15 protein-coding genes are annotated in these 15,268 nt (G+C 65.2%); 8 read left to right on the plus strand and 7 right to left on the minus strand.

Annotated elements, in window-relative coordinates:
- Window positions 1-127: 127 nt before the first annotated feature.
- The gene (locus tag AQZ49_RS20020) at window positions 128-361 is read left to right on the plus strand and encodes a hypothetical protein (protein WP_156428413.1); all 234 of its coding nucleotides are present in this window, start codon (window positions 128-130) and stop codon (window positions 359-361) included.
- A 110-nt stretch (window positions 362-471) separates the two neighbouring features.
- Entirely contained in the window at window positions 472-2,076 is a 1,605-nt protein-coding gene (locus AQZ49_RS20025) for a hypothetical protein (protein ID WP_067620209.1), read from the plus strand.
- Here AQZ49_RS20025 and AQZ49_RS20030 read toward each other — a convergent pair.
- On the minus strand, window positions 2,070-2,789 hold the full coding sequence (locus AQZ49_RS20030; protein WP_067620212.1) for a Crp/Fnr family transcriptional regulator: 720 nt from the start codon (window positions 2,787-2,789) through the stop codon (window positions 2,070-2,072). The two genes, AQZ49_RS20025 and AQZ49_RS20030, sit on opposite strands and share 7 nt — an antisense overlap.
- A 24-nt stretch (window positions 2,790-2,813) precedes the next feature.
- On the opposite strand from AQZ49_RS20030, the gene AQZ49_RS20035 reads away from it, so the two are divergent.
- Complete coding sequence (locus tag AQZ49_RS20035) at window positions 2,814-3,815, plus strand: hypothetical protein (RefSeq protein ID WP_067620215.1); 1,002 nt, start codon at window positions 2,814-2,816, stop codon at window positions 3,813-3,815.
- Here the strand turns inward: AQZ49_RS20035 and AQZ49_RS20040 are convergent.
- The 3 genes from AQZ49_RS20040 to AQZ49_RS20050 all read right to left on the minus strand — a co-directional run bounded on the left by AQZ49_RS20040 (window position 3,812) and on the right by AQZ49_RS20050 (window position 7,702).
- Window positions 3,812-5,149, minus strand: coding sequence for a DUF3443 family protein (locus AQZ49_RS20040; RefSeq protein WP_067620218.1), 1,338 nt, complete (start codon window positions 5,147-5,149; stop codon window positions 3,812-3,814). The genes AQZ49_RS20035 and AQZ49_RS20040 overlap by 4 nt on opposite strands.
- 8 nt (window positions 5,150-5,157) lie before the next feature.
- Window positions 5,158-5,616 carry a DUF2844 domain-containing protein gene (locus tag AQZ49_RS20045; RefSeq protein ID WP_067620220.1) on the minus strand — a complete coding sequence of 153 codons (459 nt, stop codon included), beginning with the start codon at window positions 5,614-5,616 and terminating at the stop codon, window positions 5,158-5,160.
- Between the two features lie 145 nt (window positions 5,617-5,761).
- Entirely contained in the window at window positions 5,762-7,702 is a 1,941-nt protein-coding gene (locus AQZ49_RS20050) for a glycoside hydrolase family 127 protein (RefSeq protein WP_067620223.1), read from the minus strand.
- Between the two features lie 184 nt (window positions 7,703-7,886).
- Between AQZ49_RS20050 and AQZ49_RS20055 the strand changes: the two genes are divergently transcribed.
- Window positions 7,887-8,366: a PaaI family thioesterase gene (locus tag AQZ49_RS20055; RefSeq protein WP_197411147.1), complete on the plus strand. Its 480-nt coding sequence runs from the start codon at window positions 7,887-7,889 to the stop codon at window positions 8,364-8,366.
- Window positions 8,367-8,381: 15 nt separating this feature from the next.
- Here AQZ49_RS20055 and AQZ49_RS20060 read toward each other — a convergent pair whose 3' ends face one another.
- On the minus strand, window positions 8,382-8,681 hold the full coding sequence (locus tag AQZ49_RS20060) for a hypothetical protein (RefSeq protein WP_067620229.1): 300 nt from the start codon (window positions 8,679-8,681) through the stop codon (window positions 8,382-8,384).
- Between the two features lie 204 nt (window positions 8,682-8,885).
- On the opposite strand from AQZ49_RS20060, the gene AQZ49_RS20065 reads away from it, so the two are divergent.
- Window positions 8,886-9,326, plus strand: coding sequence for a MarR family winged helix-turn-helix transcriptional regulator (locus AQZ49_RS20065; protein ID WP_231739340.1), 441 nt, complete (start codon window positions 8,886-8,888; stop codon window positions 9,324-9,326).
- A 68-nt stretch (window positions 9,327-9,394) separates the two neighbouring features.
- Window positions 9,395-10,951 carry a hypothetical protein gene (locus AQZ49_RS20070; protein ID WP_067620232.1) on the plus strand — a complete coding sequence of 519 codons (1,557 nt, stop codon included), beginning with the start codon at window positions 9,395-9,397 and terminating at the stop codon, window positions 10,949-10,951.
- Here AQZ49_RS20070 and AQZ49_RS20075 read toward each other — a convergent pair.
- A complete protein-coding gene (locus tag AQZ49_RS20075; RefSeq protein ID WP_067620235.1) occupies window positions 10,948-12,381 on the minus strand; it encodes an aldehyde dehydrogenase family protein in 1,434 nt (477 codons plus the stop codon). The two genes, AQZ49_RS20070 and AQZ49_RS20075, sit on opposite strands and share 4 nt — an antisense overlap.
- Window positions 12,382-12,471: 90 nt before the next feature.
- A complete protein-coding gene (locus AQZ49_RS20080; RefSeq protein WP_067620238.1) occupies window positions 12,472-12,936 on the minus strand; it encodes an Lrp/AsnC family transcriptional regulator in 465 nt (154 codons plus the stop codon).
- 134 nt (window positions 12,937-13,070) lie between these two features.
- Here AQZ49_RS20080 and ald point away from each other — a divergent pair, with 134 nt between their 5' ends.
- A complete protein-coding gene (gene ald / locus AQZ49_RS20085) occupies window positions 13,071-14,204 on the plus strand; it encodes an alanine dehydrogenase (protein WP_067620320.1) in 1,134 nt (377 codons plus the stop codon).
- Between the two features lie 182 nt (window positions 14,205-14,386).
- Window positions 14,387-15,217: a 23S rRNA (adenine(2030)-N(6))-methyltransferase RlmJ gene (locus AQZ49_RS20090; protein ID WP_067620241.1), complete on the plus strand. Its 831-nt coding sequence runs from the start codon at window positions 14,387-14,389 to the stop codon at window positions 15,215-15,217.
- Window positions 15,218-15,268 lie beyond the last annotated feature (51 nt).

A 15,268-nucleotide genomic window follows, 5' to 3' on the forward strand; every position in this document is an offset into this window, starting at 1 on the left:
GTCCATGACAGCCAGGTCGGACATGCGGAAGGGGCCCGCTGGCAGAGCCGCCGGCGGGCCCCTTTTGCATCACCGGGCTTTCGCCAAGCAAGCCTCGACCGTGACCGCAGACCGCAAGAGATCGCTCATGATCAAGACGTTTTCCTATGTCCGCCTGGCCACGTTCGCGTTGATCGCCGCCGGTTTCATCGCCGCGATCGTTGCCGCCCAGAGCACCCCCGACCGCCGCGCGCACTCGATCGACTGCCCCTTGACGCAAACGCACCAGCGGCTGATCGACCCGGTCCATACGTTTGCCCGCGATGTCTGTCTCGCCGCTCGCTTCATGGCGGCGGTCGATCACGACGATCGCGCCGGTTGACGCGCGCCAGATCGGCCCGGATTTGCTCGGCCAATCATGACCCCGGGCTTGACCGCGTGCGGCAAACCACGGCTAATCGTCCCCGAGATGCCGTTGAGAGCCACAAGACCATGACTTCCGCGCCGACGACCAGCCTGGCCGCCATTATCACCGCCGCCCGCGCCGGCAGCATCGATTATGCCAAAGGGCTGTTCGAAGCCGGCGGCTGGGCCGAACGCGATGCCGACCCCGCCGCACTGGCGATCCGCGCGCGCCTGCTGAAAGATGCAGGCATGCGCGCCGCCGGGCCCGACCGGCAATCGCTGCTGGCCGCCGCCGCCGCAGCCTATGGCACCGCCGATCGTCTGCGTCCGCAGCCTTATACGCGCATCAACCAGGCCTCGCTGCTGTTGCTGGCGGGCGATCGCGCAGGCGCCCAAGCGGTTGCGCAAGATGTGCTCGACTGGATGGCGGGCACACAGGACTTCGCCGAAACACCCTATTTCATCGCCGCCACGCGGGCCGAAGCCCATTTGCTGCGCGGCGAAAGCGAAGCTGCTGCCGAGGCCATGCACCAGGCGATCGCCGCCGATCCCGACGGTTGGGCCGATCGCGCCACAACGCTAAGGCAATTCGCGCTGATCCTCGCCGCGCTGGGCGCAGACCCGCGCTGGCTCGATCCGTTTCGTCCGCCGCGTTCGCTCAATTTCGCCGGGCATCTGGGCGTCGCGCCCGCCCAGGCCGAGGCCTTGCGCAGCACGGTCGATGCATGGCTGGCCGCGCACGACGTGGGGTTCGGCTTTGGCGCGCTGGCGGCGGGCGCCGATATCGTGATTGCCGAGGCGCTGATTGCACGCGGTGCCGAATTGCATGTCGTGCTGCCGACGCGGCTCGACGAATTTGTCGCGCAATCGGTCGCCCCTTATGATCCGGCGTGGCGCGCGCGGTTTGACGCCTGTCTGGCCGCGGCGCATTCGCTGCAATGCGTCACTTCGGTGACCGGCGCCTATGAACCGCTGGCCACGCAACTGGCCGCCGATGTGGCGATGGGGGCCTGTGTGCTCAACGCGCGCCGGCTGGAAAGCACGGCGTGGCAGTTGCTGGTGATCGACGATATGCCCGGCCCTTATGGCGGTGGCGATGGAACGCGCCGGATCGGCGAACGCTGGCGCGACCGCGACCGGCAACAGTGCCTGATCGCACCACGCACCGCGCCGGTGGCGGCATCGGGCCTGCGCCCTGCCCCCGAAGGGCGCCACGACCGGCGGCTGGCGGCCATGCTGATGATCAGTTTCGACGGCCTCGACCGCTGTGACGAAGGCCGCTTTGCCGAGGCGATCGACAGCGTGATCACCCCGTTTCGCGCCGCCAGCGCGGCATTGCCGGTGCAGCCCGAGCTGACCCTGCCGATGGGCAATGCCCGGATGGTGGTGTTTGCCGATGCCGACGCAGCATGGACCTATGCCCGCGCGCTGCTGGCGTTGCCGCCGCTGGCGCTGCCCTTGCGGGTGGCGGGCCATTACGGGCTGGCGCACTGGTTCGACGATCCGGCGGCGCTCGTCGGCCGCGCCACGGCAGATCTGGCGGCGATTGCGCAGGCCGCGCTGCCCGGCGTGCTAACCGCCAGCGAAACGCTGGCCAGCGCGGTGTCGGTCAACCTGTCGGCCGACATTCATGCCGAACACGTTGGCGAAGCGGGCGAAATCAGGCTGTTTGCGCTGACGCCCGCTCAGTAGATCAATTCTTCGATGCGATGCGGTGCAACCACGCGCAGACCGTGATCGTCGCGCGTGATGATCCCGCGCTTTTCCAGCGCGTTGATTGCGCGTGACACGGTTTCACGGGTACTTTGCACTTGCAGGGCAAACTGGCTGAGCACGGGCGGGGGGCGGATAGTCAGGTCTTCGCTGGCCTGCGCCCGGCGCAACAGTTCTGCGTGGATGCGGCCATTGGCCGACAATGTGGCACCTTCGACCATGCGCTGGGTGATGCGCGACAACCGCGCCACCAGTCGCCGCGACACCGCCAGCGCAACGCAACTGTAATTCGTCATCAGGTCGAGAAACACCGCCTGGCCAAATGCTGCCGAGGTGCTGGCGATCACCGCCGCAATATCGTGCGCGGGCTGGTCCTTTTCAAACAGCGCCGTCTCGCCGAGCAGATCGCCGCGCAGATAGTCCTCGATCGCCACCAGCCGCCCATCGACCGCAAAGGCCATCATGCGCGCATGGCCGTCGACCATCACATGCACGTGCGCGCCGTCGCGGTCTGCGGCGATGATCACGCTATGCGCGGGGTGGTCGCGCAACCGCGCCCGCGCCGCCAGGGTTTCGGCCGTGGCCGCGTTGCAGGCGAAGGTTTCGGCAAGGACCATGTGCGCCATTTCGTTCATGCCATGGTGATAGCACGGATCTGGTGGCACATGCCATTGCCGGTTGACCACCCGCATCGCCGACCGCTAGCGTTACCGGCAATGGACGATCTGCCCGCCAGCAGCGTGGTCGGCGAAACGCTGGACGCGGTACGCGCAAACCCCCGCCCGGTGCTGGCGATCGGGGTAACCGGGCATCGCGCGGCCCGGCTCGATACCGCTGCCTTGCCCGCCCTGACCGCGACGATTGACGCCACGCTGGCGCAGATTGAACAGATCGCGCGCGCGCAGGCTGGCACGGCCGAATTGCGCGCGGTGACGGCGCTTGCCGACGGTGCAGACAGTCTGGTGTCCGCGGCGGCCCTGGCACGCGGCTGGCCGCTGTTCAGCGTGCTGCCCTTTACGCGTGCGATCTATGCCGCCGATTTCACCACCGGGCACACGCGCGCCGTGTTCGACCGGTTGCTGGCCGCCTCTGCACGGGTGTTCGAACTGGCCGACGACTGCCACCGCGACACCGCCCCCGCTGCCTATGAGCGCGCGGGCCGCATCGTGCTGGCGCAGTGCGACATGCTGATCGCGGTGTGGGATGGCCAGCCCGCGCTGGGACGGGGTGGCACCGGCGATATCGTGGCCGAGGCGATTGCGAGCGGCATTCCGGTAATCCGCATCGATCCCTCGGGAAAGACCGAGCCACTGATGCTTGCGCCCGGTCAGGCGACGACCCTGTCGACAGGGTTGCCCGACCTGATCCGCGCCGTGTTGCGCGCGCCCACAGGCCACGGCAATGCCGGGTTGGCGGTTGGTCTGGATTGTCTGGCCATCGCGGCACGCATAGGCCTGGGCGTGGTGAGGGATGAGGGGGATCAGTCCCGACTGCGCCAGGCCGCGCGGCGCATCGCCCTGCCCGCTGCAGTGGTCGACCGGGCCTATCTGGCCGATGTGTACGCCGCGCTGCTGCGCCTGATCGACGCGCGGATCGCGCGCCAGCCTGACCTGCGCGGTCCGCTGACCGCGCTGCGGCAGGTCACTGCCTGCGACGATCCGGCGTTCGATACGCTGCAAAGCCGGATCGCGGAACTGGCCAAACTGCTGATGCCCTAATAGGCGAAATAGGGCCCAGTGGCAGAGGCTGCCGTACGCCCGGCAATTGCGGTATAGACATGGCGCCCGAAAAAGAACGGCAGGCCAAAATCGAAACTGCTGGAGATCGGCTGCGAAAAGTTCAGCGCGTTGGGGTTGGCGCCGATGCCGGGTACTGCATTCGATGTCGCCGCCGGTTCGCTATAGGCGTTGTACAAGGTGAACGCCGCGCTGGCCGTTCCGCTGCGATAGCCTGACAGAGTCGGGGTCAGCGACAGCGCCGATGACGGGCAATAGAAACCGGTGTAATTGGTCTGCGTGCACTGGGTAATGCTGTTGTCGACGAAATAGTAATAGTTGCTGCCGCTGTCGAGAAAGCTGTTGGTCAGGCTGGTGCCGTTGTACGTCGCGGTGACATTGCCCTGGTCATTGGTGGGCAGCACGGTGGCCGACCCCAGCGCGTTGTTGGTCTCGGTGCCGATGCCGAAATAGACCGTGCCGGTCAGCGTCGCCACCCCGCTGGCCGCGACGCTCGGCAATTCGAGGATCGTGCCGTTGTTGTCGGTGGCAAACGCCGCCACCGGATTGGGCAATTGCTGGAACGGTGCAGTGGTGGTGTCAGTCCGGGTCGTCACGCCGGAACAGCCCGATGACGGGCAATCGTAATAGATCGCCCCGCCAGAGGCTGCGGTCGATGTTGACGTGCACGTGCTGCCGCAATCGACCGCCGACAGACCCACGCCGATGATGCCGTTGGCACCCAGCGCCTGGACCGTGTTCATGTTGCTGCCACCGCTCGACGAACAGGAATTGGGCACCGTACCAAAGCCGCCGGTGGTATCGCCGATCACTTGCAACGGCATCGACGAAACGGATTCCCCGCCAATCGTGAAATCACCCAGCCGCACCGATCCGAACACATAATTGTCCACATATTCATAGCATTCGCCAATGCCGTTGCCCGCCGCATCGGTTTCGCCGGTCAATCCGGTCAACAAGGCGGAATTGAGCACCGAAGCCTCCAGCCGCAACCCGGTCGATCCGGTGTCGAGCAGGACATGGTCGATCGTCTGGCAATTGGTGGTCGATCCCGGCGCACAGACCGTGACCGAGACATAGGGCACATTGGTCGACGTATAGGCATCCGCCCCGGTGTTGAGCGCCGCAGGGCCCGCATCGACGGTGACTGTGGTGAAATTGGTCAGTGTCACGGTTCCGCCGGACGACGTCGACGATGAACTCGACGATGATGACCCTGACCCGCTCGATGCGTCCGACCCGCCGCCGCACGCGGCCAGCGCCAACAGCATCATGGCCGCGACGATTTGCCGCAAACCCGGTGTTTTCAGCATCATCGGCCCTTTCACAGCGAAGTCGGATCAAAACCGGCGGGCGCACTTTGCGGCAACCAGGCATAGCCCCAGAACGCCCCGGTATGTCCCCCGGTGACGACTTTCAGATCGGACCGGTTGACCAGCGGCGCGCGCCGCTGGCCGTGGCGATGATTGATCGCGTTGTCGCCCTGGAATGTGGCGAAATGCGCGCCGAGCAGCGCATCAAGCGCGGGTTTGCCGGGCCCTGCCCAGCGCACCGCATAGATCACCCCTGCGGCATTGGCATATTCGCGCACTTCGCCGCCGTTGTTCAGGCTGAGTGTGTGCAAGGTACCGCTGCCCGATTGGGCGACGACATGCGATCGCACGCTCATCCGCGCCTGATCGCCATTCACCGTGGCCGTATTGCCGCCCAGGCTGGCCATCGCGACATGCGGCACCAGCACGGCGCAGGCCGCCATCAACACTCGCACCGTTGCGCCCCGCATGTCCGTCCTCCCGCTCGCCAGAACCGCAGCTTGGAAAGCCCGCGCGCCCGCGTCAACTGCACTTGCGGTGAAATGCCCCGAAGCGGTGGATATTCGTCGCCAGCGCCCTCGGCGACGCCCGGCCGGGTTTCGTCCAATGCCCCAGTCAGACTATCCGGTTGTAGACGCTGTAGCGTTCCCGGCAGGCGTTGACCGGGCGCAGATCGACAACCTGGCCGGCGACTTCTGTCGTGAAATGCAACGGCTGCCCGCTGACGGGCACCAGCCGAACCACCGCATCGCGGGGCAAGGCGGCGGGCGCCACCGGGGCGGCCACTTTGTCGACCATCGGCCCATGCTCATGCATCAGATCGGCAGGGATCATGCCCAGCGGCAAATGCTGCGCCAGCACCACCGGTCCATGGACCAACGCGCCCACATCGGGCCGATCCGGAAACACCTCCCACCGCGTCTGCATCGGCATCGTCATCTCCACCCGGTCGCCCGCTTGCCAGCGGCGGCGGATTTCCAGATAGCTGCCGGGCGCGGACAGTGCCTCCAGCAGCTTGCCGTTGACCCGCACTTGCGCTCCGTCGGCCAGCCATGACGGCATGCGCAGGCGCAGCGTCCAGGGCGCTGGGCCACTCGCCTCGATGGTGATCCGCGTATGCGCCTCGGCTGGAAAATTGGTGGTCTGGCGCAATCGCACTCCGTGCTCTGCCCAATCGAGCTGCGATGCGATGAACAGGTTGACCCACACCCCGGTGTCGTCGTGCGCATAGATCATCCGGTTGAACGTGGAAAAATCCTCGAGCGCGGAGCCATTGCAGCACCAGAAGGTGCTGTCTTCGGTGCCCCAGGTCTTCCACGCGGCGGGCGCCAGCGACAGGAAATAGGTGGTCAGCCCGGTTTCGGGCTGCATCGTGCCGAGTCGATGGTTGATCAGGTTGCGCTCGTAGTAGTCGGCAATGGCGGGGTCGGGCGCCCGGGCAAACAGGTGCGTGCCCAGTTTCAGCATGTTGTAGGAACAGCAACATTCCTGATGATCATGCCCGCTGTCCCATTCGCGGGCCAGGTGGTTGGGCTCGGTCAGCCAGTGTTCGTTGTTGCTGGCCCCGCCGGTGGCATAGCTGCGCGCGGTGGTCACGGTCTGCCAGAAAAATGACGCGACATCGCCAAAACGCTGATCCCCCGTCATCGCATGGCGCCGGGCTGCCCCGATCACTTGCGGCACATGGGTGTTCATGTGCAGCCCGCGCAATTGATCCTTGCGCGACGCCAGGGGCTCGAACACGCGTTTCTTGGTGAAACGGTCGCCTACCGTGATCCAGTGGGCATCGCCGGTGACCGCCGCCAGCCGGTACAGCGCGTCGTTCATGCCGCCGAATTCGATTTCCAACACGACGGCCTGCATGTCCTGTTCGCCACGCTCGGCGGTCCAATGGTCCGACCATTGTGCCATGCCGCGCGCCACTGCGAGCGCCTGTGCGTTATCGGCCAATTCGTGCATGTCGAGCATGCCGTTGAATATCTTGTGATAGGTATAGAACGGCGCCCACACTTGGGCCCCCACCGCAAGACGATCGAACAGGCTGACCGGAAATGCCGCCAGATACCCGTCCAGCTTCAGCGCCTGCTGGCATTCGGCGAGCGCGGACACCAGCCGGTTGCCCCGCGTCAGTGTGTCGGCATCGCCGGTTGCTGCCCAGGCCAGTGCGCAGGCCGACAGATAGTGTCCGGTGAAATGGCCACGCAGTTCGCAAGTCGGATCTTCCCACCCGCCCAATGGTTTGGCCGCACTTGGCAAGCCAGCGGTCAGGCGAAAGGTGTGGAGCAGACGATCGGGGTCGATCCGCTTGATATAACCGGCATTCCACCGTTGCGCCTGAAGAAACGGGCCTTCGTCCAGGCGTACTTGCGCGGTGGGAAAGGTGTGCGCGCGGGGTGCCAGCGGAGCGATGCGGGCGGCGTCGATGTGCTGGAAGACCGGCGGTGTCTCGACATTGTTCCACGCCGCACCCGCACGCCCGGACAAGGCCATGGCCAGCGGAGAGGCCACCAGTCCTGCCGAAAACCGTCGCCGCGAAAACCCCTTGCGCATCACCATTCCCACCACCGCCCTTGCGATTTGTCTGAGTTTATAATTTGTCTGATTTTATCCGCGGATGCAAGATCAGACTATACGGGGCGCAGTCCGCGTCCGGCACCTGGGCTCGCACTCGACTTGACGCAATCCGAACGAGACTGCACCGCCCCGTTCGGTGATTCCCGCTGTTTGGAGAATGTTGCGCGTGACCGAACAAACCGGCCTGGCCATCCGCCCCCTGCCCGGCCCGCCATTTGCGGGGCGTCTCGATCCGATCACCACGGGGGAATGGGCGGGTTGGTACAAATGGGCCGGAATCGATCCGTTCGAGGACGCGACGGGACCGTTTTATGTCACGCGCGACGAACAGGGCGTGGTGTGCGGATTTCGCCCCGGTCCCGGCCATCGCAATGGCCACGGCATCATCCACGGGGGCTGCCTGATGACGTTTGCCGATTTCAGCCTGTTCATGCTCGGCGCCACGCAGGATGAAGACGTGAGCGGGGTGACCGTCACCATGAATTGCGAATTTCTGGCCCCGGCGCAGGCGGGCCAAGTGCTGCTGGCGCGCGGCGAGCGCACTGGCGGCGGGCGCAGTCTGGTCATGGCGCGCGGCCAGATCAGCGCCGACGGGCGCCCGGTGCTGGCTTTTTCAGGCGTGATCAAACGGATCAAGCCAGCCTGAACCGGGCGCGAAGTCTTATGCCTTGCGCGTGCCGCTCATCGGAAAACTGCCGAACATGCCGGCCGTCACGGTGCCCGAAATCGCATCGCCGTCGACCGTCGCCCGGCAATCGAGCTTCATCGGCATTGGTACGGTGATCTGGCTCGACCAGGTGATGGTCTGCCCGTCGACGCTGCCGTCGGTGATCTCCAGCGACCCCATCGGACCGACATTGCTGCCGGTAAAGCTGTCGCCGCTGACAGCGACGGTCAGGATCGAAGTCTGATCCCCCATCGGGGTCTTGGTGACGACTTCATAAGTGCCTGCAACCGACATCGTGTTCTCCCATTCAGCGTTGGCTGAGTGCCTGCTTCGCCTTTGCCTACAACGATGTCAATAGTGTGACGGGCGGGGTCGATGCACCTGCATCAAGCGCGTTGATGCAGGTGCATCGACCGCCATCCTTGCGCAATGGTAAACCGATGCATCGGCATCGACCCGGAATTGCCGCACGCCCGCCAAACGCGCACTCTGCACCGTATGAGCACACCAGCCGCCATCACCCTGCTCGCCTGGGACCGCCTGCTTGGCGCAGGCGCGCGCGCCTTGCGCATCGCCCGCGCCGAACTGCGCCGCGCCGGGCTGCCCCCGCTCGAATGGTACGATATCCTTGCCGCGCTCGAACGGCGCGGCGCATCGCGTCCGCGCGATCTTCAGCGCGTCGTGGGGATCGAACAATACAACCTGTCGCGCCTGCTGACGCGGATGGAGGCCGCCGGGCTGGTCGATATGACGCACTGTCCTGAAGACGGACGCGGGCAGATCGTCGCATTGACCGAGGCAGGCGCGGCGCAACGCGCGGCGATGTGGCCCGCCTATGCCGGCGCGATCCACGGCGCGATCGAAACCCGGCTGGGGCCCGACGAACGCATCCAACTGGCCGGGATGCTCGACAAAGTGGCCCCGACCCCGGCGCAATAGCCCCTTGCGCAAAGCGCCAATACCGGCTTTGAATGCGATTTAAGCGATCACTTAAATCGAGATTCCCTATGAGCACCGCAACACCGCCTGCCAACGCCATCGATCCGCGCACCCCGGTCATTGTCGGGGTCGGCCAGGCGGTCGAACGCCTCGATGGTGCGGACTATCGCGGGCTGTCTGCCGCCGATCTGGCGGCGCTCGCTGGCGAGGCAGCGTTGAGCGATTGCGGCGCGGGCAGCACCGTGCGCGGGTTGATCGGTGTGATCGGCGCGGTGCGTACATTCGAGGATTCGAACGCCGCGCCGTCACCGTTCGGCAAACCCGACAAGTTTCCGCTGGCCGTCGCCCGGCGTCTGGGCATCGCGCCTGCGCGCGCGGTGCTGGAAAACGTCGGCGGGCAATCGCCAGTGACCATCCTGATGGACATGGGCAACCGTATCCACGCGGGCGAAACCGAGGCGGCGCTGGTGTTTGGCGCCGAGGCCATTTCCAGCACGCGGCATCTGGCGGCCAAAGGCGAAACGCGCGATTGGGGCGAAAGCGATGCTGGCCCGGTCGACGATCGCGGGTTCGGCATGAAGGGGCTGCTGTCACCGCTGGCTATCGCGCATGGCGTGGTGTCTCCGCCGGTTGCCTATGCGCTGATGGAAAACGCCCGGCGGCAACGGCTGGGGCTCGATCGTGACCATTATGCACAGGTGATGGGCGACCTGTTCGCGCCGTTTTCGCAGATCGCCGCCGCCAATCGCTACAGCAGCGCGGCGTCTGAACCGCTGTCGGCCGCGCAGATCGCCACGCCTTCGCCGCGCAACCGGCTGGTCACCGATCCCTATACGATCAAGCTGGTGTCGCGCGATCAGGTCAACCAGGGCGCTGCCGTGCTGGTAATGAGCGTGGCCGCCGCGCGCGCCGCAGGCATTCCCGAAACGCGCTGGACTTATATCCACGCCGCCACGCTGGCGCAGGAAAAGGAAGTGCTGGCACGCCCCGATATCGATGCATATCCGGCCGCCAATGCCGCGATTGCCGAGGCGCTGGCGCTGGCCGGGATCACCCCGGACGATTGCACCGCGTTCGATTTCTACAGCTGCTTTCCGATCCCGGTGTTCAATGCCGCGATCGAGGGACTGGGCCTGTCGCCCGATGATCCGCGCGGGCTGACCGTGACCGGCGGGCTGCCCTATTTCGGCGGGGCGGGAAACAACTATTCGATGCACGCGATTGCAGGCGTCGTCGAGCGCCTGCGCGCGGGGTCCGGGGCGCAATGGGGCCTGATCGGCGCCAATGGCGGATATCAGTCGAAATATGCCGCGCTGGTGCTGTCACCACAGCCCGCGCCGTGGCGTGCGCTGGTGCACGATCCGATCCAGGCGCGTCTGAACGCCGTCGCCGGTGTCGTGCCGGTGGCCCAGGCGAGTGGCACCGGCACGGTCGAAACCTACACCGTGTGGCGCAACAAGGGTGAACCTGCCAATGCCATCGCCATCGGGCGGCTGGCCGATGGCGGGCGATTTATCGCCAATGCCGCCGATGCGGCAACATTGGCGCATGCGGCGGATCATGACCTGATCGGCGCAACGGTCGCGCTGGCCTTTGACGGCACGCGCAACCGTTTCACCGTTTAGTCGGCGAACGCCGGTTTCTTGCGGCGCACCAGCGTTTGCGCGTTGGTATATTCCAGCAGACCTTCCAGCCCGCCTTCGACCCCGACGCCTGATTGCTTGACCCCGCCAAAGGCCGCCAGTGGCGACAAGTGCTGCGTCTCGTTCACCCACACCGTGCCAGACTGGATCTTCTGCGCCAGATCCCAGGCCTTTTCCTCGTCCTTTGACCAGACCGATCCGCCCAGCCCGTAATCGGTGGCGTTGGTGCGCGCGATCACATCGTCGAGATCTTCGAACTTGATCAGCGGCAGCACCGGGCCGAACTGTTCTTCCTGGACGATGCGGCTGTCTTCGGGCGGATTGTCAAGGATCGTGATCGGCACGAAATAGCCCGGCACGTCGGCCTTTTCGCCGCCGAGCAGGAACGTATAGCCCTTGTCGCGGGCATCCTCGATCAGGCCGAGAACGCGTTCGTATTGCGGGCGGTTGTTGATCGGGCCGATTTGCGTGCCCTGTTCCGACCCGTCGCCGACTTTGACCGTGCGCGCATAAGCAACGATCGCATCGCGCAGCGGTTCATAGATATCCTTGTGGATATACATACGCTTGGTGGCGATACAGATCTGCCCGTTGTTGGTGAATGCGGCCCAGAACAGCGTTTCGGCGATCTTTTCGACATCGACGTCGGGCAGCACGATCGCCGCATCGTTGCCGCCCAGTTCGAGCGTAACCCGCTTGAGCGTGGGTGCGGCCGAGGCCATCACGCGCCGCCCGGTGGCGGTCGATCCGGTAAAGCTGATCTTGTCAAAACCCGGATGGCTGGTCATCCATGGCCCCAGCGCATCGCCGCCACTGATCACGTTGAGCACGCCCGGCGGCAGGATATCCTTGGCCAGTTCGCCGAATTTCAGCGTCGTCAGCGGGGTGAACGGCGAGGGTTTGAGCACCATGGTGTTGCCCGCCAGCAGCGCCGGGGCAACCTTGAACATCGCCAGGATCAGCGGGAAATTCCACGGCGCGATGGCGCCAACCACGCCCAGCGGAATATGCCGGGTCACGCTGAACCGGTCGTCGCTGTCTTCGTTGACCGTTTCGGGCAAGTCGAGCGCGGTGTTCGCCTGCAGCCAATAGCCTGCGCCCATCACTTCGCCGCCCGCCTCGGCATGCGGCTTGCCCTGTTCGAGCGTCAGCAGGCGCTTGAAATCGTCTGCATTGGCCCAGATCGCGTTGGCGAGCGCCGACAGCGCGGCCTTGCGCTCGGCAATCGGCGTGGCGGCCCAGCCCGGAAAGGCGGCCCGCGCCGCCGCCACCGCCCGGTCCAGGTCTGCGGGCGTGGCATCGGGGGCCTGTGCCAGCACCGTTTCGGTGGCCGGGTTGATCACATCGAACGTGGCCGAGCCCGCTTCGAGCGCGCCGCCGATAAGCATGCGATAAGTGGTGTCGAAAGCCATGGTTCTCTCTCCGGTAAGGGCACCGTGTTTTGCCGGAACAAACTAACTGCTCCATGCCGCGAGTCCAGAGATTTTAAGCAAACGATTAAATCACCGCAGGCGGCTGACCGGATACCCTTCCATCCGCTTGATCCGGCGCAGCGAAAACGAGGTGCGCATGGCCGACACGCCGGGCAGGCGCGCCAGGCAATCGCGATGGATGGTGTCGTAATCCGCCAGATCCGCCGCTGCCACGCGCAACAGGTAATCGGCGCTGCCGCTCATCAGGTGGCATTCGAGAATATCGTCGAAATCGCCCACCGCGCGTTCGAACCGGTCCATTGCCTCGCGGCTCTGGCTCGTCAGGGTGATTTCGACGAACACTTCGACGGTCAGGCCCAACCGCCGTGAATCCACCCTGGCGGCATAGCCGGCGATCAGGCCCTGTTCTTCCAGTGCCTTGATCCGCCGATGGCACGCCGATGGCGACAACGAGACCAGTTCCGCCAAATCGGCAACCGAACGCGACGAATCGCGCTGAAGCGCCTCAAGCAGATTGCGATCGGTACGATCCACGCGATATTTTCCCGAATTGTTCAGTGCTTGCGCAATATCATCCCGGCGTGACCAACAACAAGGCCAAAATCGGGGAAGATTTTGCGCCACCGAGCGACTATCCTGCCCCGGCACAATCGGCAGGAGAGAAACCCATGCGCGTCGGCACCGTTACCGAAATCAAGAACCACGAATACCGCGTCGGCCTGACCCCGGAATCGGCCCGCGAACTGGTCGCGCATGGTCACGACGTGTGGGTTCAGGCAGGCGCCGGGCTTGGCATCGGGGCCAGCGATGCGGCCTATGAAGCTGCCGGCGCGGTGATCAAGCCCGATGCCGCGACGATTTTTGCCGGGTGCGAAATGATCGTCAAGGTCAAGGAGCCGCAGGCTGTCGAGCGGGCGCAACTGCGCCAGGGCCAGGTGCTCTATACCTATCTGCACCTTGCGCCCGATCCCGAACAGACCGCCGATCTGGTCAAATCGGGCGTCACCGCAATCGCCTATGAAACTGTCACCGGCCCCGGTCGCAGCCTGCCCCTGCTCAAGCCGATGAGCCAGGTCGCCGGACGCATGGCGATCCAGGCCGGCGCGATCGCGCTGGAAAAGGCGCACGGCGGGCGCGGTGTGCTGCTGGGCGGTGTGCCGGGCGTGGCGCCAGGCAAAGTCGTGGTGATCGGCGGCGGCGTGGTCGGGTTGAACGCGGCGCAGATGGCGGTGGGGCTTGGCGCCGACGTGACCATTCTCGACCGCGACATCGATACGCTCGAACGGCTGGACAACCACTTTCAGGGCCGCGCCCGCACCATCTATTCGAGCACGGCGTCGCTGAGCGCGCTGGTCGGTAATGCCGATCTGGTGATCGGCGCGGTGCTGATCCCCGGCGCCGCCGCGCCCAAACTGGTAACGCGCGAAATGCTGGCCACCATGCGCCCCGGCGCGGTGCTGGTCGACGTCGCGATCGATCAGGGCGGCTGCTTTGAAACCAGTCATGCCACCACCCACGACAAGCCGACGTATATGGTCGACGGCGTGGTCCACTATTGCGTCGCCAACATGCCCGGCGGCGTGGCGCGCACCAGCACTTATGCGCTCAACAACGCCACCCTGCCCCACGCGATCCGCATCGCCGATCTGGGTTGGAAGGCCGCCTTGCGCGCCGACGAACACCTGGCCGCAGGGCTCAACGTGCACGAAGGCAAAGTGACATACGCCGCTGTCGCGCGCGAACTGGGTTATGATTACACCCCCACGATCGACATTCTGCGAAAGACCGAAACGTTTTTCTGAGACGGCCACAGGCCTTCGATTGAGATACCAAGGGGGATGATCGCGCGGTCGATCACCCCCATCAGCTTGACAAATCATGATGCATCTCGATGACCGCTCTGCGGCTCAGCGAGGTGCATCACGCGCATTCGGCCAAGCCAAAAATTCGCAACACGGGCCGGACCGCAGGATTTTGAAGTGCAATGAATTATCGCCATTCCTTCCATGCCGGCAACAGCGCCGATGTCGTGAAGCACAGCCTGCTGATCGCCCTCGTGCGCGCGTTGCAGCAAAAAGAGGGCGCGCTGACGCTGATCGACACCCATGCCGGATGCGGACTGTACGACCTTGATGGCGATCCGGCTCAACGCACCGGCGAGGCGACGCAGGGCGTGCTGCGGGCTTTTGCCGACGCGAATCCCCTGCTCAACGACTATCGCGCCGCCGTACAGGCGGTGAACCCCGGCGCCGAGCCGCGCCTGTACCCCGGCTCGCCGCGAATTCTGGCCCAGCTTCTGCGCCCGCAGGATGTGCTGATCCTCAACGAAAAACATCCCGAGGACGCCGTGGCCCTGCGCAGCGCGATGCGCGACACGTCGGCCGCAGTGCACCAGCGCGATGCCTACGAGCTTTGGCTGGCGATGCTGCCGCCGCGCACCGCACGCGGTGTGGTGGTGGTCGACCCGCCCTACGAACAACTGGATGAACGCGCGCGTATCACAACCACGCTTGCCGCCGCTTGCCGCAAATGGGCGCACGGCGTAACGGTGATCTGGTATCCGCTGAAAGACCGCGCGACGCATTCACGGTGGAAAGAGCAATTGCGCAAGCTCGGCATCCCCAAATTGCTGGGGGTGGAACACTGGTTGTACGATGCCGATCAGCCCGGCATCTACAACGGCGCTGGCCTTTTCATCGTCAACCCGCCCTACGCCTTCACCCAGGCACTGCCGCCGCTTCTGGACGCCCTGCGCGCCGCGCTGGCACCCGATGGCCACAAAGGCGAGATCGCGGCCGCCTGGCTGGCCGATTGACCGCCGGCTAAAGCATACTGCGTTTAATCTGAAACGCTGTATGCTTTAGGA

The sequence above is a fragment of the Novosphingobium sp. FSW06-99 genome (assembly GCF_001519065.1).
Taxonomy (GTDB): domain Bacteria; phylum Pseudomonadota; class Alphaproteobacteria; order Sphingomonadales; family Sphingomonadaceae; genus Novosphingobium.